The sequence below is a fragment of the Bifidobacterium miconisargentati genome (assembly GCF_019331675.1).
GTDB lineage: Bacteria > Actinomycetota > Actinomycetes > Actinomycetales > Bifidobacteriaceae > Bifidobacterium > Bifidobacterium miconisargentati.
The window spans coordinates 1-25,859 of record NZ_JAHBBJ010000009.1; the positions used below are offsets into that span (position 1 = coordinate 1).

Below are 25,859 nucleotides of genomic sequence, written 5' to 3' on the forward strand. Positions count from 1 at the left end.
CACACCCCAATTCAACCCCTCCCAGGGAACCCAACCAAAACAAGGCCGGGCTTGAGGCATACTGGCAATCATTGACTATAAAGAAGTAGTACAAACACGCTCTTGAGTTCTCAAACCACCACCACACCAACAGGCGACCAACCAACCAAAGGAAGGAAACCCGCCGTGCCGAGCGGCAACAGGTGAATAACTTACACGCCACAAACCAAACACGCAAATCGAGGCATGACGAAACGAGGGAAAACCGCATCATAGCAAGGCTCCCTCGGCGTGTCGCAAACAGTCTACAACGCTGTTCTACAGACAGAATAAACCTCCTGACCCCGGCCTCGATGCATCAACATTCATTGTTCATCGGCGTGTCGGAAGAATTCGGCCCGTCCTCAACAGGCATTCACCCGTCGGACACCTGCCTCTTCGTCCCATCAAAAAAGCGTGAGGCACGAACGCCGTTGTTCGCGCCTCACGCCATGGGGGGACCCATCGCAAGGAAATCGGCAAGTCCGATCAGGCGGTCAAATCGTGCGCCATCTCCTCGAATGCGGCGAGGTAGGTATCGCAGGCCTTGTCGTCATGTGCCACGGACAGCGTCCACTCCTCCTCGCGGCCCGGAGCCATGTAGATGCCGCGGTTCGCCTCGTAGAGCCAGGCGAGCTGGTTGAGCGCCGCGTTCTGGCCCTTGCGGAAGCTCACATAGTCGGTGATCTTGTGCGGGGAGAACGTCACGCAACCCTTGGCGCCGAAGCCCTGGGCGTAACCGGGGAAGTCGTACTTCTTGATGATCGCGCGGCATCCGTCCATCAGACGCTGGTTCATGTGGTCGAGATGCTCATAGGCCTCGGGCGTGAGCACCTTCTCGAGGCTGGCGCGGGCAGCCGCCATGGACAGCGGGTTGCCGGAGAACGTACCGACCTGATAGACCTCGCCGTCCTCGACCACGTGCATGACCTCATCAGTGCCGCCGATCGCGCCGGAGGGCAGGCCGCCGGCCAGGGACTTGGCGATGGTGACCATGTCCGGGGTCACGCCGAACAGCTTGGTGGCACCGCCGGGGCCCACGGTCAGGCCGGTCTTGACTTCGTCGAAGATGAGCACGATGCCGTGCTTCCTGGTCAGCTCGCGCACGCCTTCCAGATATCCGGGCTCGGGCGGCACGATGGACATGTTCATCAGGCAGGCTTCCATGATGAGGCAGGCGGGCGGGTTGCCTTCCTCCTCCATTTCCTTGACGCGGTGTTCGAGGGCGTCGAGGTCGTTGAACGGCACCGGCACGGTCAGTTCCACGGTGGCCTTCGGGATGCCCGCGCCGTACGGCAGGGACTTCAGATGGTAACGGTCGCCGATGTTGTTGTAATCCTCGGAGATGGAGATCATCACGGCGTCATGGTGGCCGTGGTAGGAGCCGAAGATCTTCATGATGTGATCGCGGTGCGTGTAGGCGCGGGCGATGCGGATGGCGTCCATCGTGGACTCGGAACCGGAGTTGTTGAAGCGCCACTTCGGCAGGCCGAAACGCTCGGCGAGCTCTTCGGCCACCACCACGTCGTCCCAGTCGGGCATGGCGAAGTGCGAGCCCTTGGAGAAGCGGTCGTTGACGGCCTCGGCGATGATCGGATTGGCGTGGCCCTGAAGCATGGCGCCGAAGCCGTTGTTGAAGTCGTAGTATTCGTTGCCGTCCACGTCCCACATCTTGGCGCCCTGGCCGCGGTCCACGTAGATCGGCCACGGATCGCGCAGCTGGTAGGAGGATGCGACGCCGTTGCACAGGTGCTTGCAGGCGCGCTCGTACATTTCGCGGGACTTGCCGAGCTTGGCGTTGAGCTTGTCGCCTTCCTTCGCGGTCAGTTCCTTGATTCTGGTTTCATCGATGGTAGCCGCCATGGTGTCGCTCCTTGGGTTCTTCAATGATTGGTTGGTTTCGATTCAGGATTTCGCATGAACCGTATGTTCAACCTGCGTTTTTCTCGACATCTTTAGGTAATCACCTATTTATTTCGTAGCCATTAACTGAATATGGCACGATTTACAAAGTGGTGTTGCGTGAATGTTGCGAAAACCGTTGGATTGCACGAAAACAGGCATGGGAAAGGCTCCTCTCGGGGGAGAGGAGCCGGGAATGAGGAGAGAGGGATGAAACGAGGACAGCATTCCGCAGACGCCGCTCCCCTCAGGCGGCTTTGCCGCCAGCTCCCCGCAAAGAGGGAAGCCGATGTTTGCGCTAGTTGCGGAAGTCCTCGAACATCATCGTGTAGTTGTCATTGAGTTTGTTCGAGCAACGCTTTTCCAGGATGGCGTGCTTCTCCTCCTCGGCGGAGGGCACCACCACGTTGAATTTGCGCATCGCGGCGGGCAGCAGCTCGTCGCCGCCCTTCAGCACGCTGCCGGCGCCGGCGTTCTGTTCCACCGCGGTCTTGTTGGATGGGTCAAGCATCCAGTTGATGAATGTCTTGGCCTGATCAACGTTCTTGGCGCCGCGCGATATGGCCACGTTGTCCACGAACTTGTTCGCCCCGTCCGAGGGGAACACGAATTTCAGGTCGGGGTTGCTCGCCATGGCCTGATAGGCGTCGTAGCTCCATGCCATGCCGACCTTCTGTTCGCCGGAGGCGAGCCGGTCCGCCACACCTTCCGAGCTCATGACGCCCAGCTTTGACTTGTACTGCTCGAGCAGGTTGGCGGCGTCCTGGTAATCCTGCGGGTCAGTGGCGCATTGGTCGGACCCCACGGCGCGCAGGGCGGCGTTCACCACTTCGATCTGGTCGCCGAGCAGCTGGGTCTTGCCCCACGATGTCTTGGGATGGAAGAAGTCGTTCCAGGATGTGGGCGCGTCCGCCGCGGGGATCGCCTTGGCATCGTAGACGATGCCTGTGTAGCTGACGATGTAGGGTGCCGAATACTCCATCTTTGCGTCGTAATAGGGATCACGGAACTCGCTTTTGATGTTCTTGGCGTTCGGCAGTGTGCTGACGTCGAATTTCATGAGCAGTTTTTCATGGATGAGTTGTTCGACCATGTAGTCGCTGGGCATCACGATGTCGTATCCCTCGCCGCCGGTGGATTGCAGTTTGGCTTCCAGCGCCTCGTTGCTGTCGAAGGTGTCCACGGTCAGGGAGATGCCGGTGTCCTTTTCGAAGGCCTTGATCACGCTGTCCGGCATGTAGCCGGCCCATGTGTAGACGTGCAGTTCGCCGCCGGTGGCCGCGCGGTAGGGGCCGACCGCGCTGACCACCGGGCCGGAGGCCACGTCGCTCACGCCGCCCGAGCAGGCGGCGAGCCCGCACACCATGGCCCCGGCCAGAGCGCAGGCGCAGCCGCGCCGCATCAGAATCCGCATCGCATCATACTGTGGATGTTTCGTATTCGTCATCATGCGCCTCACTTCGATTTGCGGTTCGTCAGCAGCGTGGAGGTGACCGTGACCACGACGGCCAGCAACAGCAGCAGCGAGGCCACCACGTTCACGCTGGGGTTCACGCCCTTGCGAATCAGGGAGAAGATATAGATCGGCAGCGTGGTGGTGCCGGCCGTGGTCAGGAAGTTCGAGATCATGAAGTCGTCCATGGAGACCACGAACGCCATCAGCGCGCCGGATACGATGCCGGGCACCAGCAGCGGCAGCGTCACGCGGAACACGGTGACGGGTCCGGAGGCGCCCAGGTCCTCGGCGGCCTCGAAGCATGCGTGGTCGATGGTCGCCAGTCGCGCGCGGATCGGCATCACCACGAACGGGATGCAGAACGTGGTGTGCGCGAGCACCAGCGGCACGAATCCGGGAGCGAGTCCTATGAGCCTGATGAACGCCATGGTGGCCACGCCGAGCACGATCTCGGGGATGAGCATGGAGGCGTTGATGAGCATGGAGGCGAGCGCCGATCCGGCCCGGGACATGTGGTCCACGGCCAGTACGTAGAGCACGCCCAACGCCGTGGAGAGCACGGTGGCTATCACGGCCACGAGCAGCGAGGTTTCAGTGGCGTTGATGATGGCGCCGTTGGTGAACACCTCGCCATACCAGCGCAGCGAGAACCCCTGCCACAGGAGTGCCTGCTTGCCGCCGTTGAAGGAGAAGAACACCACGATCACCATCGGCACGTAGAGGAACGCGAGCACGGCCACGCTCACGAATCCGACCATCGGGAATCGTTTGAGGGTGTTGCCTTGTTTGCCGGAACGTCGCGTGCTCCACATGCGGTCGGGCTGCTTGCGCTCCAGATCGGCGGGCATGCGCACGCCGGACACGTCCTGCGCTCCCCCGCGTTCCCGCTGGGTCCGGGCCACCAGGGCGCCGAACTCGCCGGCGTTGCCGTAACGGACCTTGTTCGGGTCGGTGTCGTCATGCATCACGGTCATCGTCATTCACCTGCCTTTCGGGAGGCGCGGCCGCCGAGTACGGAGGCGACCAGTGCGCCGAGTAGCGTCACCGCCAGGATCACCGTGGACAGCGCGGCGCCGAACGGCCAGTTGCGGGCCTCCGCGAATTGGGAGGCGATGAGGTTGCCGACCATGAGCACGCGGCCGCCGCCGAGGAGCACCGGCTGCACGTATGATCCGAATGCGGGGATGAAGCACAGAGCGATGCCGCTCATCACGCCGGGCATGGCGGCGCGGAAGATCACGCGGCGCATGACGGTAAGCTTGTGCGCGCCGAGGTCGTAGGCCGCCTCGACCAGCCGGAAGTCGAATCCGGACAGGGCCGAGTACATGGGCAGGATGGCGAACGGCAGGAACGTGTAGATCAGGCCGATCACGGAGGCGAACGAGGTGTACAGCATCTGCTGCGAGCCGATGCCGAGCAGGCGCAGCGCCCAGTTGATGGGGCCGTTCTCGTTGAGGATGAGCATCCATGCGTAGGTGCGCACCAGCAGGTTCGTCCAGAACGGGATGGTGACCAGCAGTACGAGGATCTGCTGGATCTTGGCGCTTTTCATGGACATCCACAGGGCGATCGGGAAGGCGAGCGCCACGCAGATCACGGTGGTGAGCAACGCTTGCCACAGCGACGTGCCGAATACCTGCAGGTAGCGGGCGTCGAAGGAGCGGTTGCCGAAGAAGTCGTGGCGGAACAGCAGCTTTTCGTAGGCGTCGGTGGAGAATCTGAAGACCACGCCGCCGCCCATGTCCGGCCGGCTCATGAAGGAGAACGCGATGATGACGCCGATCGGGCCCAGGGTGAACAGCAGTCCGATGATGATGGACGGCAGGGAGTAAAGGCGGTTCAGCATGCCGGGTTTGACGGCATGGGAGGAACCGAACCAGCGGCTCCATGCGGAGGTCTTTGCGGCGGGGACGTCCGCCGGTTCCCGGCGCGTCCCCGTCTTGCGGTCGGCGGCGCTCATCGTTCCACCACCCTCATGTGCTCGGCCTCGACCTCCACGGACACCGTGGCGCCTTCGTGCAGCACGGCCGTGTCGTACGGGGGCGAGAGCCGGACGAGGAGTTTGGTGCCGTCCGTGAGCCGGACCTCGCAGCGCACGTCGGCGCCCATGAACATGAGCGTTTCGACCGTGCCGGTGAGCGCGGATTCGCGCGGGGCGGTCAGAGCGATGCGTTCGGGACGGATGGCGGCGCTCACTTCGGCGCCCACCGGCAGGCCGGAGATGTCCTGCTTCACGCGGAAGGGCACGCCTTCCACGGTGATTTCACCGTCCGCGCTCTTGACCGCGTCCACGAAGTTGATGTCGCCGATGAAGTCGGCCACGAAGCGGTTGGCGGGTTCGTTGTAGATCTCCTCCGGCGTGCCCACTTGTTCGGGGCGCCCCTTGGAGAAGACGGCGATGTGGTCGCCCATGGAGAGGGCTTCCTCCTGGTCGTGGGTCACGAACACGAAGGTGATGCCGGTTTCACGTTGGATGCGCTTCAGTTCCACCTGCATCTGGCGGCGGAGTTTGAAGTCGAGTGCGGAGAGGGATTCGTCGAGCAGCAGCACCTTGGGGCGTTTGGCGAGCGACCGGGCGAGGGCCACGCGCTGCTGCTGGCCGCCGGAGAGCTGATGGGGCTTGCGGCCGCCGAATTCGCCGAGATGGACGAGGTCGAGCATCTCCTGCACGGTTCTGGCGATCTCGGCCTTCGGCTTCTTCTCCATTTCGAGGCCGAACGCCACGTTCTGCGCCACCGTCAGATGCGGGAACAGGGCGTAGCTTTGGAAGACGGTGTTGACCGGACGGTCGTACGGCGGCAGCTGGTCGATGCGCTGGTCGCCGAGGTAGATCTCGCCGGCGTCGAGGCTTTCGAGGCCGGCGATGGAACGCAATAGCGTGGTCTTGCCGCAGCCGGACGGGCCGAGCAGGATGAAGAACTCGCCTTGCCGGATGGCCAGGCTCACGTCGTTGATGGCCTTGACTTCCTTGCCTTCGGCGGATTGGAACACTTTGAACGCACGGTTGATCGTCAGTCCGGATTCCCTTGATTCGACTTCAGGGTCGCGTGCCACCAATGGTTGGGTCTCGCTCATCGCGTCTCCTTACTCTTCGGCTCGTACCATCACAACTGTCAGTGAAGAAGACCGCGATTTCCATAAAGTAAACAGAACATTGCGATTCTTTTCGCAATGAAAACAGAAGATTATGCGAATAGCGCGTTTAGTACGTTTCTATATAACGAAAATCGCATATTTATGCTGATTTGCCGGCTTTCACCTGAAGGAAGCCATACGACACATCTTCCGTCGAAAATATGTCACATAGTGAACCCCGGTTAATGCGAAAATCGCAGATGCGAGACACGCGAATTAACGATTTCGAATCATTCCGACATCACTGGCAGGCATAATGGGACACACAAGACTGGAATGCATACCGATCAGGACAAGGACGGCGATCATGGCGGCGGCAAAAAGCGGCAAGGACGGCACGGAGGGCACGGCATCGGACACCGCCGCGCAGTCGATGGACGAGACGAACAAGAAGATCGTGACGCTGCTGCAGGAGGATGGCCGCCGGTCGTATGTGTCGATCGGCAAGCAGATCGGCCTGTCCGAGGCGGCGGTGCGGCTGCGCGTGCAGAAGATGCTGGACGACGGCATCATGCAGATCGTGGCCGTGACCAATCCGATGGACATGGGTTTCAAACGTCAGGCGATGGTGGGCATCACCGTCAATGGCGACATCGAATACGTGGCGCGCGAACTCAAGGAGATCCATCAGATCGACTACGTGATCATCACGGCCGGTCGCTTCGACATCCTCGCGGAGATCTTCGCCGAGGACGATGAGAGCATGCTGGAGCTGGTGAACCGTCACATCCGCAAGATCGACGGCATCGACCGCACGGAACTGTTCACCTACATGCGTCTCGAATCCCAGCGCTACGACTGGGGAGTGCGGTAGGAGCCGGATGATTCCGGCGCGCTTGGGCTCCCCTCTTCCGAGGGGAGCTGGCGTCGAAGACGACTGAGGGGAGTCGCAACGGGTTGAACCGCGACTCCCCTCAGTCTCGCTTTGCTCGACAGCTCCCCTCGGAAGAGGGGAGCCCAGGCGTGCCGCTTGCCAGCTTGGATCAAACGGCACGCCTCACGAAATCAGATCACGTGGTACTCCTTGAGCAGCGTGGCGATGTCGGTGCCGTCGAGCTTCTTCAAGACCTTGCCGAGCACGGCCTTCTCCACGAAGTTGAGCTTCATATCGGTGACAGGCGACCCATCGCGTAGTTTGACGGTGGCGTTGAGCAGGTTGCGTACGTCGTACACGCTGCCCCACACCTCAGGCACGCCGCGGTCCACGTCGAGCAGGGTGTACACCGCTTCCATGCCGGTGCGCATCGAATACTCGGTGGTGAAGATCGTGTCGCGCGGGGTTTCGGCGAACTGGCCGAGGAACGCGAAGTTCACGGCGCCGTCCGGCACCACGTCCGGGCGGTCGCCGGCGGCGCGAGGCATGAAGAACGCGGTGATGTACGGCATCATGACCGGCACGGTGTTGGCGTGGTTCTTGGCGAGCGCCTCGATCTTGTCGGTCGGGACTCCCATGTGGTAGAGCCACTCCTCGCAGATCTCCTCGCCGGTGCATTCGGTCATCGGCTTCTTGACGTAGTTGCCGGGCTTGTCCGGGAACAGGCCGTAGACCCACACGCACAGCTGGTCCTTGGGCTGGTCGCGGAACTGCTGCTGGCGGTTGAGGGTCCAGCTCATGAGCCAGTTGGAGTCGGTGACGGTGACGATGCCGCCGGTGACGACGTGGCCGGTGAACGGTTCGCGCTTGCAGATGCGCTGGATGTACGGCGGAATCTCCTTGTCCAGAGTGGTCACGGTGGCGCTCATCCACTTGGTGGCCTGCGGGTCCGAGCAGAACTTGTCCGGGTGACCGAAGCTCGGGTCCTGCTTGGCGATGTTGCGCCACATGTCCCAGCCGCCGCCGGGCTTCAGGTCCGGGTTCCACGGGGCGGGCGCGTGCTGCGAGCCCATGGTGGAGTTCTCCACGCAGCCGCCGTTGGTGATGAACACGAGGTCGTTTTCGGTCAGGTCGATGGAGGACTTCTCGCCTTCGTGATCGATGTCGAGGCGCACGGCGAGCTTCTTGGTGGGGCTGGAGTACGGGTTGCGCTTGAAGACGCCGGAGGTGGCCTGGATCTTGAGAATGGTGTCCTGGCCCACGCCGGTATGCTCACGCTTGGGTCCGTCTCCCCCGCCGATGGCGAATTCGACGTTCTCAACCTTGGTGTTGTAGTGGAACTGGACGCCGAGGCCCTCGAGGTACTTGACCATTGGCAGGATCATGGATTCGTACTGGTTGTAGCGGGTGAAGCGCAGGGCGGAGAAGTCCGGCAGACCACCGATGTGGTGGATGTAGCGCTTGATGTACAGCTTCATCTCGAGTGCGGAGTGCCAGTTCTCGAAGGCGAACATGGTGCGCCAGTACATCCAGAAGTTGGAATTCAGGACCTCGTCGTCGAAGAAGTCGGTGATGGGCTTGTCGTACAGCTCCTCGTCCGGGGTGAAGAAGAGCTTCATGATCTCCTGGGAGGCCTTGTCGGACAGGCCGAACTTGCCGTTGGTGCCGGCGTCCTTGCCGAGATCCTTGGTGGCGCGGCACAGCGAGTAGTTCGGGTCCTCCTTGTTGAGCCAGTAGTACTCGTCCAGCACGGAGACGCCTTCGGTCTCGATGGAGGGGATGGAGCGGAACAGGTCCCACATCACCTCGAAGTGGTTGTCCATTTCGCGTCCGCCACGCATCACGTAGCCGAGGCCGGGGATTTCGGCGCCATCGCAGGCACCGCCCGGCACCGGGTCCTTCTCGAGGATATAGATGTGGTCGACGGGCATCTGACCGTCGCGCACCAGATAGCAGGCCGCGGACAGGGCAGCGAGTCCGGTGCCGATGATGTAGGCCGATTTGCCATCGACGCCGGCCGGCTTCTTCGGACGGGCGAATGCCTCGTAGTTTCCGTTGGAATAGTACATGACACTCCTCCTTTGGAGAATGTGTTGACATTGCGTCAACCTTTTGACAGACATCTTGTCGCATTATGTGTCGGCGCGCCATGGGCAATCGTCGGCGTTGTGTGGGATTTATGAGGGATACGGCGGACTCGCGGCCGCGGTGATGGCGGGGCGGCTCCTCTTCGCATGGGGAGCCGCCCCTCCCAGGGCATCAGATGTTGCCGCGGACGTGCTGGTCGGCCCAGGACTGGGAATGGGTGAACGTGGCCGGATCGGCGCTCACGTTGGCGTGCGGGTCGTCGAGCGCGTCGATGGCGGCGAGTTCGGCGGCCGTCAGGTCGAAGGTCGCGCTGGCGAGGTTCGCCTTCATGCGTTCGACATGCTTGGACTTCGGGATGATGATGCGGCCCTCCTGCGTATGCCAGCGCAGCACGACCTGCGCCGGCGTGACGCCATGGGCTTCGGCGGCCTTGACGACCGGATCGGATTCGATGTCCTTGCCGTGGCCGAGCGGGCTGTAGGCTTCCGCCACGATGCCGCGCGCCTTGCAGAAGGCGAGGTTGCCGGGCTGGTTGTAGCGCGGGTGGACCTCGATCTGGTTGACCGCGGGGGTCTCGCCGGAGTCCTCGATGATGCCGCGCAGGTGCTCGGGCAGGAAGTTGCTGACGCCGGGCACGCGGATGGCGCCTTCGTCGCGCAGCTTGAGCAGCGCCCGCCAGGTCTCCTTGTAGAAGCCGGCGGCGGGGAACGGCCAGTGGATGAGGTACATGTCGACGACATCCACCTTGAGCTTCCTGCGGGACTCCTCGAAGGCCACCATGGCGGAGTCGTAGCCCTGATCGCAGTTGCGCAGCTTGGTGGTCACCCACACCTTGCCGGCCATGCCGGTGGCCTTGAGCGCGTCGCCCACCTGTTCCTCGTTGTAGTAGGCGGCCGCGGTGTCGATGTGGCGGTAGCCGATTTCGAGGGCCTCCTCGACGGCTCGCTGCGTGTCCTCCGGGGGAATCTGGAAGGTGCCGAATCCGATTTGCGGGATGACGGAATGCGCCTTGTCGTTCAACGTCAGTTCGGGGGAAACCAGTTGCTGCTCGCTCATGACGATCCTTTCGTTCATGGAAAACGAATGTTCGCCTTCATGCTACTCCCGGAATACTGGGAGGTCACTGGTTTCAAGAGGGATATCAGCTCTTCACGAACCAACGCGCGGGATGGTTGACAAGGTCCCGTTCGATCCAGGCCATCACGAGGTCCGCAAGACGGTTCACCTCATCATCGGTCAGCTCACGGCCTTTGGGGATGTGATGCCATTTTTCGATGCAGCCACGGCAGCAGGTGGCGGTGGCATGCTGGGCGGTGAAGACCGGATGTCCGCGCCACGGGGTCTGCCGTCCGTCGTTCTTCGGCTCGGCGGCGCCGACCCTGTCGCGCAGCATCTCCCTCGCGTGCCGGTCGATGGTCGCCTTGCCCTTGGCGCGGGCGTATACGCGGTCCTTGTCCGCAAGCTGGAATTTGTCGCGGAATTGCGAATGCGAGAGCCGTTCCAGCGTCTCGGATATCCAACGTTGCTCGTCTTCTACTGAGGTGGTCACGGTTCGACATGGTAGTACCGGAACGGCTCCCCGGTTAGACTCCTCTCGACTGGACTCCCCTCAGTCAGCTTCGCTGACAGCTCCCCTCAGCGAGGGGAGCCGGGACCATCAACAATCTCCGGAAGAAGACGCACGGCTCACTCAGGCGGCGGGCAGGCAGCTGGGGCCGAAGAGGATCTTGATTTCGGCGAACAGGGAGGTGTCGCGCTTGACGCGGAACCGGTCGCCGAAGGTGAGCACCTGGGCGTTGCCCTTCTCGTCCATCACCGCGAGATGCACCTCGCAGTAGCCGGGGTGGTTGGAAAGCACCTGGCCGAGTTCCATCATGCGGCGGCGATCGAGCGCCACCGGCGGCAGCGTGATGACCAACGGCCGCTCGTCCTCGGCCTCCAGCGTGGGCACCTGCATCTCCGTGGCCCTGAGGGAGACGGTCTCGTCGCGCAGCTCCACCTGACCGCGGATCTGCACCACGGAATCAAGTGCGAGTTCGGCGGCCGCGGCCTCGTACACCTTGCCGAAGAACATGCATTGGATGCTGCTTTCCATGTCCTCGATGGTGACGATGGCCCACGGGTTGCCCTTCTTGGAGACGCGCCGGTCCACGCCGGTCACGAGGCCGGCGAGCGTGACCTGCTGGCCTTCGGGCATGGTCTTGGCACGGTCGATCAGATGCGCGATGGACATCTCCCGCAGCGACGCGAGCACGGACTGCATGCCGGAGAGCGGATGGTCGGACACATACAGGCCCAGCATCTCGCGTTCGAAGTTGAGCTTGGTCTTCTTGTCCCATTCCTCGATGTCCGGCACGCTCACGGAGGCGTCGCCCATGGCCTCGGCTCCCCCGTCCTCGTCGTCGGAGAACAGGTCGAACTGGCCTTCGGCCTGCTTGCGCTTGAGGCTCACGACCGAGTCGATGGCGGCCTCGTGCACGGTGAACAGGGCACGCCGGTTCGGGTCGATGGAGTCGAACGCGCCTGCCTTGATCAGGGATTCGACCAGTCGCTTGTTCAAGGCGGTCAAGGGCACGCGGCGGATGAAGTCCATGAAGTTCACGAACTTGCCGCGCGGGCCCTCGCGTTCGGCGATGATGTCGGCCACGGCCTTGGCGCCCACGTTGCGGATCGCGCCCAGGCCGAAGCGCACCACGTCGCCGACGGCGGAGTACTCGTACACCGACTCGTTGACGTCCGGGGAAAGCACCTGAATGCCCATGCGCCGCGCCTCGCCCAGGTAAAGCGCGGTCTTGTCCTTGTTGGTGGCCGCGCCCTGCAGAAGGGCGGCCATGAACTCGACCGGGTAATGGGTCTTGAGGTACGCGGTCCAGTAGGAGATCAGGCCGTAGGCGGCGGAGTGCGCCTTGTTGAAGGCGTAGCCGGAGAACGGGACCAGGATGTCCCACACGGCGGTGGCGGCCTCCTCGGAGTAGCCGTGCTCCTTCATGCCGGCGAAGAACGGCACCTTCTCCTTGGCCAGCACCTCGGGCTTCTTCTTGCCCATGGCACGCCGGAGCACGTCTGCCTTGCCCAGGGAGTAGCCGGCCAGGATACGGGCGGCGGACTGCACCTGCTCCTGGTAGATGATCAGGCCGTAGGTCTCGTCGAGCACCTGCTTCAACGGTTCCTCGAGCTCGGGGTGGATCGGCGTGATCTTCTGCAGGCCGTTCTTGCGCTTGGCGTAGTTGGTGTGCGAGTCCATCGACATCGGGCCCGGACGGTACAGGGCGATCAGTGCGGAGATGTCGTTGAAGTTATCGGGCTTCAACGTCTTGAGCAGCGCGCGCATGCCGTCGGAATCGAGCTGGAACACGCCCAGGGTGTCGCCGCGGGAGAGCAACTCGTACGTGGGCTTGTCGTCCAGGGGGATCTTGGTGTAGTCGATGGCGGGCTTGCCGTTGGCCTCGATGTTCCTGAGCGTGTCGTGGATGGTCGTGAGGTTGGACAGGCCCAGGAAGTCCATCTTCACCAGACCCAACGTTTCGCACGTATGGTACTCGAACGTGGTGGTGATCGTGCCGTCCGTACGTTCCAGCAACGGGGACGTGTCCGTGATGGGGGCGCTACCCATGATGGTGGCGCAGGCGTGCACACCGGTCTGGCGGATCAGGCCCTCGATGCCCTTGGCCTCGTCGGTGATGCGGCGCGCGTCCGGATCGGACTCGTACATCTCACGGAACTCGCGGGCCTCGGCGTAGCGTTTCGCCTGCGGGTCGAAGATGTCGTGCAGGCTGATGTCCTTGCCGCCCGTGGCCGCCGGGGGCAGGGCCTTGGTGACCTTCTCGCCCACGGAGAATTCGTAGCCCATGATGCGTGCGGAGTCCTTCAACGCCTGCTTGGTCTTGATCGTGCCGTAGATCACGCACTGCGCGACCTTGTCCGTGCCGTACTTCTCGCCGCAGTACTCGATCACACGGCCACGGCCCTCCGGATCGAAATCCACATCGATATCCGGCAGACTCACGCGCTCCGGGTTCAGGAAACGTTCGAAGATCAGACCGTGCTTCAACGGGTCCAGTTCCGTGATGCCCATCGCGTAGGCGACCATCGCGCCTGCCGCCGAGCCACGGCCAGGACCCACCATGATCCCATGGTCCTTGGCCCACTGGATGTAGTCGGCGACCACCAGGAAGTAACCGCAGAACTGCATCTGGCAGATCACGCCGCACTCGTAATCCGCCTGCTTCAACACCTCCAACGGCGGGTTGCCCTCGTAGCGCTTCTCCAGGCCCTCCTCGACCTTCTTCAGGAACAGGCTCGTCTCGTCCCAGCCCTCCGGGCAGGGGAACTTCGGCATGAACGCCCCGTCCTCGTGATCGTCGAACATCACATTGCAACGCTCCGCGATCCGCAGCGTATTGTCACAGGCTTCGGGCAGCTCACGGAACAGGTCACGCATCTCATCGGCGGTCTTGATGAAATACCCGGTGCCGTCGAACTTGAACCGGTCCGGATCATCCAAACGGGAGCCCGAGTTGATGCACAGCATCGCGTCCTGCGCGCCCGCGTCCTCCGCATGCACGTAATGCGAATCATTCGTCGCCAACAAGGGCGCGTTGAGCTTTTTCGCGATGTCCAGGAGATCACGGGTCACCTGGGTCTCGATCTTGAGGCCATGGTCCATGAGCTCGATGAAGAAATTATCCCGGCCGAAGATGTCCTGGAACTCGCCAGCAGCACGCAACGCCTCATCGAACTGCCCCAAACGCAAGCGCGTCTGGATGATGCCCGACGGACAACCCGACGACGCGATCACACCCTTCGAATACGTCGACAGGACCTCCTTATCCATACGCGGGTAACGCATGACACGGCCTTCAAGATTGGCCACGGAGGACGCCTTGATGAGATTGACCAGACCCTCGTCGTTCTCGGCCCACATGGTCATGTGGGTGATGAGGCCGCCGCCGGACACGTCGTCGCGGCGCTGTGCCTCGGTGCCCCAGTGCACGCGGGACTTGTCCTGTCGCGCGGTTTCCGGGGTCACGTAGGCCTCGATGCCGATGATGGGCTTGACGCCGTTGGACACGCAGTTGGTGTACATCTCGTACGCGCCGTGCATGTTGCCATGGTCGGTGATGCCGATGGCCGGCATGCCGAGCTCCGCCGCGCGCTTGGCCAGCGCCGGAATCTTCGACGCGCCGTCCAGCAGCGAGTAATGCGTATGGTTGTGCAGATGTACGAAGTTCCCGGTTTCAGCCATGCGTTCCACCATACCTTGTGGCCTTGGCAGCGCTTAGTCGACCAGAATCGTTTCGTCCAAGGCTGAGGCGGATGCGTCGGGCTCGGCAGTGGTGATATCGGTCTCGACATGGCGGGCCCGCATGACGGCAAGCGCCTGGGCGAGGTCGGCCGGGTAATGGGATTCCACGGTGGTCCACACGCGGGTACGGGGATGACGGAATTCGAGTTTCATGGCGTGCAGCCACTGACGGTCGAGGCCGAGTGCCTCGGAGAGCACCGGGTTGGCGCCGTACATCGGGTCGCCGCACAGGGGATGCCCGATGGATGAGAAATGCACGCGGATCTGATGCGTGCGACCGGTCTCCAGGTTCACGGAGACGAGCGTGGCCTCATGGCCGAACCGCTCCAGAACATCCCAATGGGTCACGGCGGGTTTGCCGGCCGGGGTCACGCAGAATCGGAAATCGGAGACCTTGGCGCGGCCGATGGGTGCCTCGATGGTGGCCTTGTCCTGCTTCAACGAGCCCTGCACGAGCGCATGGTAGGTCTTCCTGACCTCGTGTTCGGCGAACTGACGGCGCATCTCGGTGTATGCCAGATCGGATTTGCACACGAGCATGAGACCGGACGTGCCCACGTCCAAACGGGAGACGATGCCCTCGCGGCCGGCAGCGCCGTAGGAGGTGATGTGTACGCCGCGGTCACGCAGCGAGCCCAGGACGGTGGGGCCGGTCCAGCCGACGGATGCGTGGGCGGCCACACCGACCGGCTTGTCCACGACGACGATGTCGTCGTCCTCGTAGACCACGGCCATGTCGTTGGCGATGGGTTCGGGTTCGGCGTGTTCCTCGACAAGATCGAATTCGACGGTCTCCCCCGCCCCCAGGGTGCTGGATCGGGCGACATCGCGGCCCAATACGCGCGCCTGACCGGAATCAATGAGGTCGGCGGCCTTGGACCGGGAAATGCCGAGCATCTTGGCCACGGCAACATCGAAACGTTTGCCTACGAGGGCGTCGGGAGCGGGAACCATGCGACTCATTGCTTGGCGTCCGCCTCCGGGGTGGCATCGGTCGTTTCCAGATCCTTGGCGCTGAACGGCTCGCCCTTCAGGATGAGCAACACCAGCACCACGCCGGCGACCACGAGGTAGATATCCGCCACGTTGCCCACGGACCAGCCGTAGTTGAGGAAGTCCACCACCTTGCCGTTGAGGAATCCGTCCGCGTACATCACGCGGTCGATGAGGTTGCCGAACGCCCCGGCGAACGCGAAGGACAGCGTGACCGTCCATTTCATGGATACGGTACGCACACCGAACACCACCAGCGCCACGCATGCCACGACGGCCAGCAGACTGATCACCCATGTGGCGCCGGAACCCATGCCGAGCGAGGCACCGGGATTGCGCACGAGCGTGAGCGACAGCAGTCCGGGGATGATACGGATGGTCTGGCCGGCGGACAGCGCCGCCATGGCCCAGGCCTTGGTGAGCTGGTCGATGATCAGCGCGACCGCGGCCACACATGCAAAGACGGCCGCGCGGGTGCGCAGCCGTCCCTGTTGGTTCGTCATACGACTTGACCCTGCCTATGCCTTAGTTGTTCGAGGTCTGGTCTTCGTAGTTGTTGGACTCGGAGACCTGCGAAACCAGCTGGCCGAGGAACTCGGTGAGGCGGGCGCGGTACTCGGTCTCGAACTGCTTGAGGCTCTGGATGTTGCCCTCGATGACCTTGGACTGGGCCTGCAGGTTGTCGCGCACCTGCTCGGCGTAGGTGTCCGCGGCGGAACGGGTCTTCTTGTCGTACTCGGCGGCGCGGCGCTGGACTTCGGCCTCGTAGTTGTCGGCGTCGGTGTGCTGCGTCTTGGAGTAGTTGTCCGCATCCTGACGGGTCTTGACGGAGTAGGCGTCGGCCTCGGAGTGCACGTTCTTGGCGTAGTTCTCGGCGTCCGCGTGCGTCTTGTCGCGGTAGGCGTCGGCCTCGGAGTGCGTGCGGTCGGAGTAGGTGTCCGCCTCGGAACGGGTGCGGGCGGAGTAGTCGTCGGCCTCGGCGCGGGTGCGATCGGAGTAGTTGTTGGCCTTGGTGACCAGGTCCTCGTACTTGTTCTGGGCGGCCTCGCCGATCTCGCGGGCCTTGTTCTTGCCCTTCTCGACGTACTGGTCGTGCAGCTGCATGGCCAGGGTGAGCATGGCGGTGGCGCGCTCGGGCTCGGTGCCCGGCATGGAGGCGGCGCCTGCGATCTTCTGCAGGGAACCGGTCTCGGTGCTCGGCTCGACCTTGGAGACCTGGCTGCGCAGCTGGTTCTCACGCTGCTTGGCCTCTTCGAGCTGACGGGAGAGATCCTGGATCTGGGCGGCCTGCTGCTGGGCCACGGCACCCTGCTGCTGGGCGGCGGCGAGCTTGCGGGACAGCTCCTCGGCGGAGGCGCGGAACTTGTCGCGCTCCTGCTGGATGGCGGCGATCTGCTGGCCGACGGCTTCCTGGTTGCCGGAGGCCTGGGCGGCCTGGGCGGTCAGCTGGTCGATCTGGGCGTTGAGCTGGTCGACCTGACCCTTGAGCTGTTCGTTCTGGGAGGCCAGCGCACGGTTGGATTCCTCGGCCTCGCTGAGCTTGGTGGCGGCCACCTGGGCGGCCTGATCGCCGCGGGATTCGGCAGCCTGCTGGACCTCGGCGGCGGACTTCTTCAGGTTCTCGTTCTCGGCCTGAAGCTGCTGCACCTGACCGGACAGCTCGGAAATCTTGTTGTTGAGGCTGGTCACGTCCGGACCCAGAGCCTGGGTGGACTGGCCGCCGGCTACCGCCTGACGTCCCAGAGCTTCGACCGTTTCCGTGACCTGATCGAGGAAGTCGTCAACCTCATCGACGTCATAGCCTTCCTTGAATCGAACGGTCTGGAAGGTATGCTCCCTAATATCCTTCGGCGTCAACAGAGCCATAAATCTTGCACCTCGCTTTGGGGCAGTGCCCTCGCTTACGTTGGTATCATCACGATGCTATCACGACCCCATCGTTTCATGGCAAGTAACGCGGTTTTATGGCGGATAAAGTTCGCGAAAACCGTGTTGCCGCGCCGGCGGCCGCAAGGTCAGAAGATGATCATGATCACCGATTCGAGGGCGACGAGCAGGAAGTACAGGACGATGAAGCTGATGTCCAGGTACATGCCGCCGAGCGGCAGCGGGCGGATGTACTGGCGCAGCCACCTGAGCGGCGGTTCGGTGACGGTATAGACGGCGTTGATGAGCTGGGCCACCACGCCGCGCGGATACCAGTTGCGGGCGAGCAGGGAGACCCAGTCGAGGATCATGCGGATGAAGAGGACGGTGATGTAGGCGTTGATCAGCCATGCAAGGATGCGGCCGATCATGGCGAAAGTCAGGGATAACATGCTGCCAGCCTAACAAGCGGCGGTGAAATGTTCGCTGGTGGCCGGATATGCGAAAGCCGACTCCTTGCTGGGAGTCGGCTGGAAAGACGATGGGAGACGATCGTCCGATTATCGGCAAACACTGTTCGGATACGCTCCCCTCAGTCAGCTGCGCTGACAGCTCCCCTCAGGGAGGGGAGCCAAGGATGGGACTAGTCCGCGAAGAGGTCGTGGGCGGATGCGGGGGCGGTGGGCTCCTCGACCTTGATGTTCACCTGGGCGGGGCTCAGGAGGAACACACGCGGGGTGACGCGCTCGAGGGAGCCGCGCACGCCGAACACCACGCCTGCGGAGAAGTCCACGATGCGGTATGCCACGGCCTCGGACACGCCGGTCAGGTTGAGCACCACCGGCACGCCGTCGCGCAGGGCGCGGCCCACGAGCTGGGCGTCCTCATAGGACTTCGGGTGGATGGTGGTGATGCGGTTGACGCGACCGACCGGGAACTGCTTGGTCGAGGACGGCGTGCTGGTGGTGGCCGCCGGCATCGGGGTCACCGTGTGGTCGGAGTCGAACGTGGGCTTGGGGGCCGGCTGGACCGGTTCCTCCTCCTCGATGTAGTCGTCATCGTCGTCCACCACGTCGCTCATGCCGAGGTAGGACATAGCGTTCTTCATGAACCCTGCCATGGTTCGATCCTTTCAGCGGTCAGCTTCAGCGCAGGAAGTCGGGAATGTCGAGATCGCCCATCGGGTCGCTCGGGGCGACGGCCGGACGTTCGGTGGTCGGGTCGTCAAACGGCAGCGAGGCCGGGGTGCTGGGCGCGTACGTCGGCTGGGTCGTGGCCGGACGCGGCTGGGACACCGCGGGCTGCTGCACGGCCGGCTGGGGCTGGGCGGCGGCAGTGGTCTGCGGCGCGGTGGCCTGGCGGACCGGCGGATGGCTCAGCGCGCTGGTGGGCACCACGGGGCTCACCGGCTTCTGCTGCTGGGCGGCTTCCTGGGCGGAGACCGGGTCGAAACCGGCGGCGATGACCGTGACGCGCACCTCGTCGCCGTAGGCGTCGTCCAGCGCGAGACCCCAGATGATCTGGGCTTCGGGGTGGATGGCCTTGCGGACCAGCTCGGTGGCGGCGGAGGCCTCCTGCAGCTTCAGGTCGGTGGGGCCGGCGATGTTGATGAGCGCACCGTGGGCGCCCTCGATGCTTTCCTCAAGCAGCGGGGAGCTGATGGCGATTTCGGCGGCCTGGGTGGCGCGATCCTCGCCCCGCGCCGAACCGATGCCGAACAGTGCGGTGCCGGCGCCGCGCAGGATGGAGTTCACGTCGTTGAAGTCGACGTGGATGTACGAATTCGCGGAAATCAAGTCGGTGATGCCCTGCACGCCGGCCAGCAGTGCGGTGTCGGCGGTCTTGAAGGCCTCGATGATGCCGATGGAACGATCGGAAAGCTCCAGCAATCGGTCGTTCGGGATGACGATGAGGGCGTCGACCTCCTTGCGCAGGTTGTCGATGCCGTAGTCGGCGGAGGCGGCGCGCTGCGGGCCCTCGAAGCTGAACGGACGGGTGACCACGGCGATGGTCAGGGCGCCTTGCTGGTGGGCCGCACGGGCCACGATCGGGCTGGCGCCGGTACCGGTACCGCCGCCCTCGCCGCAGGTGACGAAGACCATGTCGGAGCCCTTCAGGGCCTCCTCGATGTCGGACTGGTGATCCTGGGCGGCCTTGGCGCCCTTCTCCGGGTCGGCTCCGGCGCCGAGCCCGCGGCTGGTCTGGTCGGACAGGGAGATCTTCACGTCCGCGTCGGAGCGGAGGAGATCCTTCGCGTCGGTGTTTACCGCTACAAACTCGACGTTCTGCAAGCCTTCGGCGATCATGCGGTTAACGGCGTTTCCGCCGGCACCACCGACGCCGACGACCTTGATGTTGGTCTTGTCGTTGAACTCTGTCTGCGCGATCTCGCTCACGTTTGGCTCCTGTCACTTCACGGTTACACCCAAGAGTAGCGCACCTAGGCTACTGCCTGGGGGAAATTCACACGCCCAACCGCGCGTGTTGTGTGGATATTTTCGTCTTTTTGCGTACGTTTGCCGTTTTTCCGGTCCGGGGCGTCCTCCGGACCGGTTCCGCACGGCGTGCGGTCAGTAGCTGGCGTCCATCGGGTCGTCGCCGAAGAGGGCCTCACGCTCCTCATGGGTGGTGGTGCGCGAATCAAGCCAGCCGTAGGGCAGGTGGACCTTCTTGGCGAACCGCACGCGGCCGCGCGGCTTGTCCACCACGCGCGGCGGGTATTCGATGGTCGGGTCCAGGCGGCCGATCTCGCGGTCCACGTCCGCCAGGCTCTCGCATTCCATGAAGGCCTTGCGCGTGGAGCCGCCCACCGGGAATCCCTTGAGATACCAAGCGATGTGCTTGCGCAGGTCATGCACGGCCATCATCTCGTCGCCCTCGTAGAACTCGGTGAGCAGTTCGGCGTGACGGTGGATCACCCGGCAGACCTCGCCGAGATTCGGGTTGAGTCGTTCGGGGTTGCCGGCGAAGGCGTTCTTGATGTTGGCGAACAGCCACGGGCGTCCCTGGCAGCCTCGGCCGATGGCCACGCCGTCGCAACCGGTCTCGCGCACCATTTCAAGCGCGTCCTCGGCGCCCCAGATGTCGCCGTTGCCGAACACAGGGATGTCAAGGCTGCTCTTGAGCTCGCCGATGCGGGACCAGTCGGAGTGGCCACCATAGTATTCGGCGGTGGTGCGGGCATGCAGGGTCACCGCGCGGCAGCCTTCCTCCTGGGCGATGTGCCCGGCTTCCAGGAAGGTCTCGTGCTCGTGGTCGATGCCCACGCGGATCTTGGCCGTGACGGGGATGCCGGCGGGCTCGCACACGGCGACCACGCGCTGGATGAGCTCGGTGAAGATGTCCGTCTTCCAAGGCAGCGCCGAACCGCCGCCGCGACGGGTGACCTTGGGCACCGGGCAGCCGAAGTTGAGATCCACATGGTCGGCCATGCCCTCGTCCACCACGATTTTCGCCGCCTGTTCGGTGATGGAGGGGTTCACACCGTACAGCTGGAGCGAGCGGATCTTCTCGCTGGGCGCGAAGTGGCACAGACGCAGGGCCTTGGGGTTGCGCGCCACCAGTGCGCGCGCGGTGATCATCTCAGCCACATAGAGGCCGTCGGGGCCGTACTCCTCGCAGATCACGCGGAACGGCCAGTTGGTCACGCCCGCCATGGGCGAGAGCACGACCGGTGTGGGCACGGTGATATCGCCGAGCCTGACGGGGGCGATATGCACGGGTTCGGACGCACGGGCCGGCGCATCCGTGCGCGGGTCGAGGTTGTCGGTCTCGTGCGGTGCTGCGATGACGGTTTCGGGGTTGTCTGTCACGTTGTTCCTACATAGTTCGACTCCCCGCGCTGAGGGGAGCTGCCTTGCTTTGCAAGACTGAGGGGAGGATTCCATAGCGGAATGCGCTCCCCTCAGTCACCTACGGTGACAGCTCCCCTCAGCGAGGGGAGCCAGAATCGATATCTCTTCCGTGCCGGCCGATCAGTACAGGCCGCCGGCTTCCTGGATGCCGGAGGCAGGCCAGGGCTCGCCGCCCATCTCGACGGGCTTCAGCGGCACGCGGGTGCGCTTCTCGCCGATGCGGGCGGAGACGTAGTCGGCCACCTTGTCCAGGGAGACGCGCTCCTGGGCCATGGTGTCGCGCTCGCGGATGGTCACGGCGTGGTCGTCGAGGGTGTCGAAGTCCACGGTGATGCACAGCGGGGTGCCGATCTCGTCCTGGCGACGGTAGCGGCGGCCGATGGCGCCGGACTCGTCATAGTCGATCATCCACTCGTTGAAGCGCAGGTCGGCGGCGAGGTTCTGGGCCACCTCCTGCAGCTCCGGCTTCTTGGACAGCGGCAGTACGGCGGCCTTGATGGGGGCCAGGCGCGGGTCGAGGCGCAGCACGGTGCGCTTGTCCACGCCGCCCTTGGTGTTCGGGGCCTCGTCCACGTCGTAGGCGTCCACCAGGAAGCACATGAGGGAGCGGGTCAGGCCGGCGGCCGGCTCGATGACGTACGGCACGTACTTCTCGCCGGTGGCCTGGTTGAAGTAGCTCAGATCCTCGCCGGAGTGCTTGGCGTGCGCGGACAGGTCGAAGTCGGTGCGGTTGGCCACGCCCTCGAGCTCGCCCCAGTCGGAGCCCTGGAAACCGAACTTGTATTCGATGTCCACGGTGCGCTTGGAGTAGTGGGCCAGCTTCTCCTTCGGGTGCTCGTAGTGGCGCAGGTTCTCCGGCTTGACGCCGAGGTCCAGGTACCACTGGGTACGGGCGTCGATCCAGTACTGGTGCCATTCCTCATCCGTGCCGGGGGCCACGAAGAACTCCATCTCCATCTGCTCGAACTCGCGGGTGCGGAAGATGAAGTTGCCGGGCGTGATCTCGTTACGGAAGGACTTGCCCATGTTGGCGATGCCGAACGGCGGCTTGGAACGGGAGGAGGTCATCACGTTCTTGAAGTCCACGAAGATGCCCTGGGCGGTCTCCGGGCGCAGGTAGTGCAGGCTGTTCTCGTCCTCGACCGGACCCAGGTGGGTGCGCAGCATCATGTTGAAGTCGCGCGGTTCGGTCCACTCGCCGCGGGTGCCGCAGTTCGGGCAGACGATGTCCTTCATGCCGTTCTCGGGCATCTTGTCGCCGTGCTTCTCGGCGTAGGACTCCTCGAGCTTGTCCGCGCGGTTGCGCTTGTGGCAGTTGAGGCACTCGACGAGCGGATCGTTGAAGACGCTCACGTGGCCGGAAGCGACCCACACCTCGGGCGGCAGGATGATGGAGGTGTCGACGCCCACCACGTCGGGGCGGGTGACGACCATGGAACGCCACCATTCGCGCTTGATGTTGTCCTTCAGCGCGACGCCGAGAGGACCGTAATCCCAAGCGGAACGGGTGCCGCCGTAGATCTCGCCGGCGGGGAACACGAAGCCGCGACGCTTCGCAAGGGATACGACTTCATCGAGTTTGGATTGAGCCACAATGCACCTTCTGGTTTGAACGGTTTGGGGACTTGGTTACAACCGCTTCAGGATAGCGGCACTCCCCTACATCCCTTCCATACCCTGGGAATTGCGAAAATCAGCGGCAGGGGCGGGTGAGGGGCTGCCAGGGGTCAAGCTCGACCGGTTCGGCCTGGGCGAGCTTGAGCGTCGCCTCGTCGAGCATGTCCTTGCGGATGATGATTTCGGTGACGAACTGGTCGAACCAGGCGTCGGAGGCCACATAGTAGCCGTCCTTGCCGTTGTCCTTGCCCCAGCTGTTCTCGATCTTCCAGCGATTCGGCTTGCCGTTGTCATCCAGGTTCACGCCGGTGAGGGTCATCGCGTGGTTGCTGGGGCGGTCGCCGTATTCGAGGCCGTCCGCCTTGTCGAACGTGAATTCGGTGCCGAAGAGCTGGTCCACGCGCACGGTGTCGCGGTCGAAGACGCCTTCGCCGCGCAGCGCGAACTGCATGCAGTCGCAGGCGAACCAGATCGGGTGGCCGGCCCTGAGCTGGTCCACGGCGGCCTTCTTGAACACATCAAGCGGCACGTTGACGAATTCCATGTCGCCTGCCTCGATGACGTTCGCGGTGTAGCGGATGCGGTAGCGCGTGTTGAACGGGGTGCGCTTCATCGGGGCGTTGGAGATGGTCACGAAGTCGTTGACGTCCACCGGCACGTACTTGCGGTAGAACTCCATCGGGGTGATGCCGGTTTCGCGGATCTGCCTGCGCTCGTCCATGCCGGATTCCTGCTTGGACTGTTCGGCCTTGCCGGCCTTGTCCGACTCGCCGTCCTTGTCGTCATCGTCGTCCTTGACGCGGGCCAGGAAGTCGAACGCCGCCGGCGGCTCGCCGAGCGCGATCGCGCAGATGCGGTAGACGGTGGCCATGTCCTCACGCTTGGCCTCACGCAGGGCGTCCAGCGCCTCGCCGGCCTCGTGACGGCGGCGCAGATCGGCGGCGAACTCGCGCAACTTGGTGTTGAGGTACTGCTTGAAGGAGTCGGAATCGCGGGAGTTCGCGGATTCGGGGTAGGCGGACTTGGGCACGAGGCCGTACTTGTTCACCAGCGCGGCGAACATCTGCCACCAGCCGCCGTCGTCGGACGGGCCGTCATTGATGACTTCGAAGATGCGGGAGTCGGTGGGCTCGTCCAGGGTTTCCAGCACATGCTCGAGATAGGTGTTGGACTTCTCGATGGCATCCCAGAAGAAAAGGTAGGTTTCGGAGAACTCGAAGTCCTCGAGGTTCCAGCGGTGCATGAGCTCGTAGCGCAGGGTGTTCAGGGACGCGAACATCCAGCAACGGCCGGAACGTTCCTGGTTGGTGATCGAACCCTGCTTGAGCTCGACGGAGAAGTCGCGCGGCAGGGCGCGCAGGCCCTGGTAATCGGTGGCGGCGGCGAGCACGCCGGTGGAGACGGCGGCGTTGGCGGCCACGAGATTGGCGCGGTCGGCGTTGAACGCGCGCGAATAGTCCCTGATCTGTTCGATATCGACGGCGGATTGATCGGTCATGGTTCCTCCCCTGTGGATGGGCTCACGCAAACGGTTTCATCCTACACGGGCCGGGGCGGGATGAGCGGCTGCAGGAGAGACCTGACACCATATGATTGCCGAAAGCCATCCGGCCGGTCTCCCCTCGGTCCGCTTCGCGGCCAGCTCCCCTCATCGAGGTGAGCCAAAATCCTGAGTGCCGCCCCAATACCACAGCGGCGGGCGACGCGCCAGAGGCAATGGCCGCAAATCAACGATTCCGTGCGATTTTGTGACGAAATTGTCTGGATTCGGGCATACGTTGGGCTGCGTAATGCAGGGGGACCCGCGTCAACGGCGGGTTGAGAATGGCTTCGCGCCTGACCCTTTGAACCTGTTGGTTAAGACCATCGTAGGGAGCAGTGATATGAGCGATGATTCGCACGTACATTGTGGTACATCCAATCAACTGAACGACGACGCGCATGCGGACGGGCAGGCCGATCTGACTGCTTTGCGGGCCTCCATCGCGCAGGCGGTGCGCGATGTCAAGGCCAGGACGCCGTTGGCACAGTCGTTCACCAACTTCGTGACCATCAACCTGGTGGCCAACGCGCAGCTCGCGGCCGGCGGCACGGCAGCCATGAGCTTCCTGCCGGACGACGTGATCGACACGGCCTCCATTTCCGGCGCGGACTATATCAACGTGGGCACGCTGCTGCCGTTCTATGCGGAGGCGCTGCCGCAGATCGCACGCGCGTTCCATAAGAGCGGGCACAAGTGGGTGCTCGACCCGGTGGCGGCCGGCATCGGCAAGACCCGCACCGAGATCCTGCGCGCGTTCCGCGCCGCTCCCCCGACCATCGTGCGCGGCAATGCCTCGGAGATCATCGCCCTGACCGCCATGTGGGGGCTTGCCACCGAGGATGACGGGACGAGCCGGCCGGCCGGCGTGGAGTCGGTGGATGAGGTGGACGCCGCCGTGGAGCCGGCGAAGCGTCTGGCACGCTTCCTTGCGGATTCGGCGCCTGCGGGCAAAGCCGCCGTGGCCGTATCCGGTGCCGTGGACCTCGTGACCGACGGCGAGCGGGTGTACCGGCTGCCGGGCGGCAGCGCGCTGATGGCCAAGATCACCGGTGCGGGGTGCTCGCTGGGCGGCGTGACCGCCACGTATCTGGCCGTGGCCGAGCCGCTGACGGCCGCCCTGGCCACCTCCCTGCTGTACAACCGCGCGGCCGAAGCGGCCGAGGCCAAGGCCGAGGGGCCGGGCTCGTTCCAGGTGCATCTGCTCGATGCGCTGTGGAACCTCACACCCGAACAGGTGGCCGATTCGGAGATTCTGGCGTACTGATCGC

20 protein-coding genes and 1 riboswitch are annotated in these 25,859 nt (G+C 63.7%); of the genes, 2 read left to right on the forward strand and 18 right to left on the reverse strand.

Translation table 11 applies throughout. From position 1 onward, the window contains the following. Positions 1 to 507: 507 nt before the first annotated feature. From KIH81_RS06625 to KIH81_RS06645, 5 genes are all read right to left on the reverse strand, one after another. Positions 508 to 1,881 (reverse strand): aspartate aminotransferase family protein, encoded by a 1,374-nt coding sequence (locus KIH81_RS06625; protein ID WP_214304636.1) that lies wholly within the window; start codon positions 1,879 to 1,881, stop codon positions 508 to 510. Between the two features lie 337 nt (positions 1,882 to 2,218). Then, positions 2,219 to 3,334 (reverse strand): ABC transporter substrate-binding protein, encoded by a 1,116-nt coding sequence (locus KIH81_RS06630; protein WP_214304637.1) that lies wholly within the window; start codon positions 3,332 to 3,334, stop codon positions 2,219 to 2,221. A 41-nt stretch (positions 3,335 to 3,375) separates the two neighbouring features. Next, positions 3,376 to 4,356 carry an ABC transporter permease gene (locus KIH81_RS06635; RefSeq protein WP_214304638.1) on the reverse strand — a complete coding sequence of 327 codons (981 nt, stop codon included), beginning with the start codon at positions 4,354 to 4,356 and terminating at the stop codon, positions 3,376 to 3,378. Further along, entirely contained in the window at positions 4,353 to 5,336 is a 984-nt protein-coding gene (locus KIH81_RS06640; RefSeq protein ID WP_214304639.1) for an ABC transporter permease, read from the reverse strand. The genes KIH81_RS06635 and KIH81_RS06640 overlap by 4 nt, the downstream gene beginning before the upstream one ends. Further along, entirely contained in the window at positions 5,333 to 6,451 is a 1,119-nt protein-coding gene (locus KIH81_RS06645; protein WP_214304640.1) for an ABC transporter ATP-binding protein, read from the reverse strand. Before KIH81_RS06645 ends, KIH81_RS06640 begins: the two co-directional genes overlap by 4 nt. A 367-nt stretch (positions 6,452 to 6,818) precedes the next feature. On the opposite strand from KIH81_RS06645, the gene KIH81_RS06650 reads away from it, so the two are divergent. Continuing rightward, positions 6,819 to 7,325: an Lrp/AsnC family transcriptional regulator gene (locus KIH81_RS06650; RefSeq protein ID WP_214304641.1), complete on the forward strand. Its 507-nt coding sequence runs from the start codon at positions 6,819 to 6,821 to the stop codon at positions 7,323 to 7,325. A 191-nt stretch (positions 7,326 to 7,516) separates the two neighbouring features. Here the strand turns inward: KIH81_RS06650 and KIH81_RS06655 are convergent, their stop codons facing one another. The 13 genes from KIH81_RS06655 to KIH81_RS06715 all read right to left on the reverse strand — a co-directional run bounded on the left by KIH81_RS06655 (position 7,517) and on the right by KIH81_RS06715 (position 24,546). Next, the gene (locus KIH81_RS06655; protein ID WP_214304642.1) at positions 7,517 to 9,394 is read right to left on the reverse strand and encodes an oleate hydratase; all 1,878 of its coding nucleotides are present in this window, start codon (positions 9,392 to 9,394) and stop codon (positions 7,517 to 7,519) included. Between the two features lie 190 nt (positions 9,395 to 9,584). After that, positions 9,585 to 10,469, reverse strand: a complete 885-nt coding sequence (locus KIH81_RS06660; protein WP_236029380.1) for an aldo/keto reductase — start codon at positions 10,467 to 10,469, stop codon at positions 9,585 to 9,587. A gap of 85 nt (positions 10,470 to 10,554) precedes the next feature. Further along, a complete protein-coding gene (locus tag KIH81_RS06665; RefSeq protein WP_214304644.1) occupies positions 10,555 to 10,962 on the reverse strand; it encodes a DUF4186 domain-containing protein in 408 nt (135 codons plus the stop codon). Between the two features lie 141 nt (positions 10,963 to 11,103). Beyond that, the gene (gene dnaE, locus KIH81_RS06670) at positions 11,104 to 14,658 is read right to left on the reverse strand and encodes a DNA polymerase III subunit alpha (RefSeq protein ID WP_214304645.1); all 3,555 of its coding nucleotides are present in this window, start codon (positions 14,656 to 14,658) and stop codon (positions 11,104 to 11,106) included. 33 nt (positions 14,659 to 14,691) lie between these two features. Next, the gene (locus KIH81_RS06675; protein WP_214304646.1) at positions 14,692 to 15,681 is read right to left on the reverse strand and encodes an RluA family pseudouridine synthase; all 990 of its coding nucleotides are present in this window, start codon (positions 15,679 to 15,681) and stop codon (positions 14,692 to 14,694) included. Next, positions 15,678 to 16,214, reverse strand: a complete 537-nt coding sequence (gene lspA, locus KIH81_RS06680) for a signal peptidase II (RefSeq protein ID WP_214304647.1) — start codon at positions 16,212 to 16,214, stop codon at positions 15,678 to 15,680. Before lspA ends, KIH81_RS06675 begins: the two co-directional genes overlap by 4 nt. 22 nt (positions 16,215 to 16,236) lie before the next feature. Then, positions 16,237 to 17,577, reverse strand: coding sequence for a DivIVA domain-containing protein (locus KIH81_RS06685; RefSeq protein ID WP_214304648.1), 1,341 nt, complete (start codon positions 17,575 to 17,577; stop codon positions 16,237 to 16,239). 149 nt (positions 17,578 to 17,726) lie between these two features. Next, positions 17,727 to 18,029: a YggT family protein gene (locus KIH81_RS06690; RefSeq protein ID WP_109057548.1), complete on the reverse strand. Its 303-nt coding sequence runs from the start codon at positions 18,027 to 18,029 to the stop codon at positions 17,727 to 17,729. Positions 18,030 to 18,220: 191 nt separating this feature from the next. Continuing rightward, entirely contained in the window at positions 18,221 to 18,697 is a 477-nt protein-coding gene (locus KIH81_RS06695) for a cell division protein SepF (protein WP_214304649.1), read from the reverse strand. A 25-nt stretch (positions 18,698 to 18,722) separates the two neighbouring features. Then, positions 18,723 to 19,973, reverse strand: coding sequence for a cell division protein FtsZ (ftsZ, locus tag KIH81_RS06700; RefSeq protein ID WP_214304650.1), 1,251 nt, complete (start codon positions 19,971 to 19,973; stop codon positions 18,723 to 18,725). A 174-nt stretch (positions 19,974 to 20,147) separates the two neighbouring features. Continuing rightward, positions 20,148 to 21,389 (reverse strand): tRNA dihydrouridine synthase DusB, encoded by a 1,242-nt coding sequence (dusB, locus tag KIH81_RS06705; protein WP_214304651.1) that lies wholly within the window; start codon positions 21,387 to 21,389, stop codon positions 20,148 to 20,150. 162 nt (positions 21,390 to 21,551) lie between these two features. Continuing rightward, on the reverse strand, positions 21,552 to 23,024 hold the full coding sequence (locus tag KIH81_RS06710) for a glycine--tRNA ligase (protein ID WP_214304652.1): 1,473 nt from the start codon (positions 23,022 to 23,024) through the stop codon (positions 21,552 to 21,554). Between the two features lie 100 nt (positions 23,025 to 23,124). Next, a complete protein-coding gene (locus KIH81_RS06715; protein ID WP_214304653.1) occupies positions 23,125 to 24,546 on the reverse strand; it encodes a C1 family peptidase in 1,422 nt (473 codons plus the stop codon). A 286-nt stretch (positions 24,547 to 24,832) separates the two neighbouring features. Then, positions 24,833 to 24,940: riboswitch (TPP riboswitch) on the forward strand. Between KIH81_RS06715 and thiM the strand changes: the two genes are divergently transcribed. Further along, positions 24,932 to 25,855 carry a hydroxyethylthiazole kinase gene (thiM, locus tag KIH81_RS06720; protein ID WP_214304654.1) on the forward strand — a complete coding sequence of 308 codons (924 nt, stop codon included), beginning with the start codon at positions 24,932 to 24,934 and terminating at the stop codon, positions 25,853 to 25,855. (Overlaps the previous riboswitch by 9 nt.) The last annotated feature ends 4 nt before the right edge of the window (positions 25,856 to 25,859 follow it).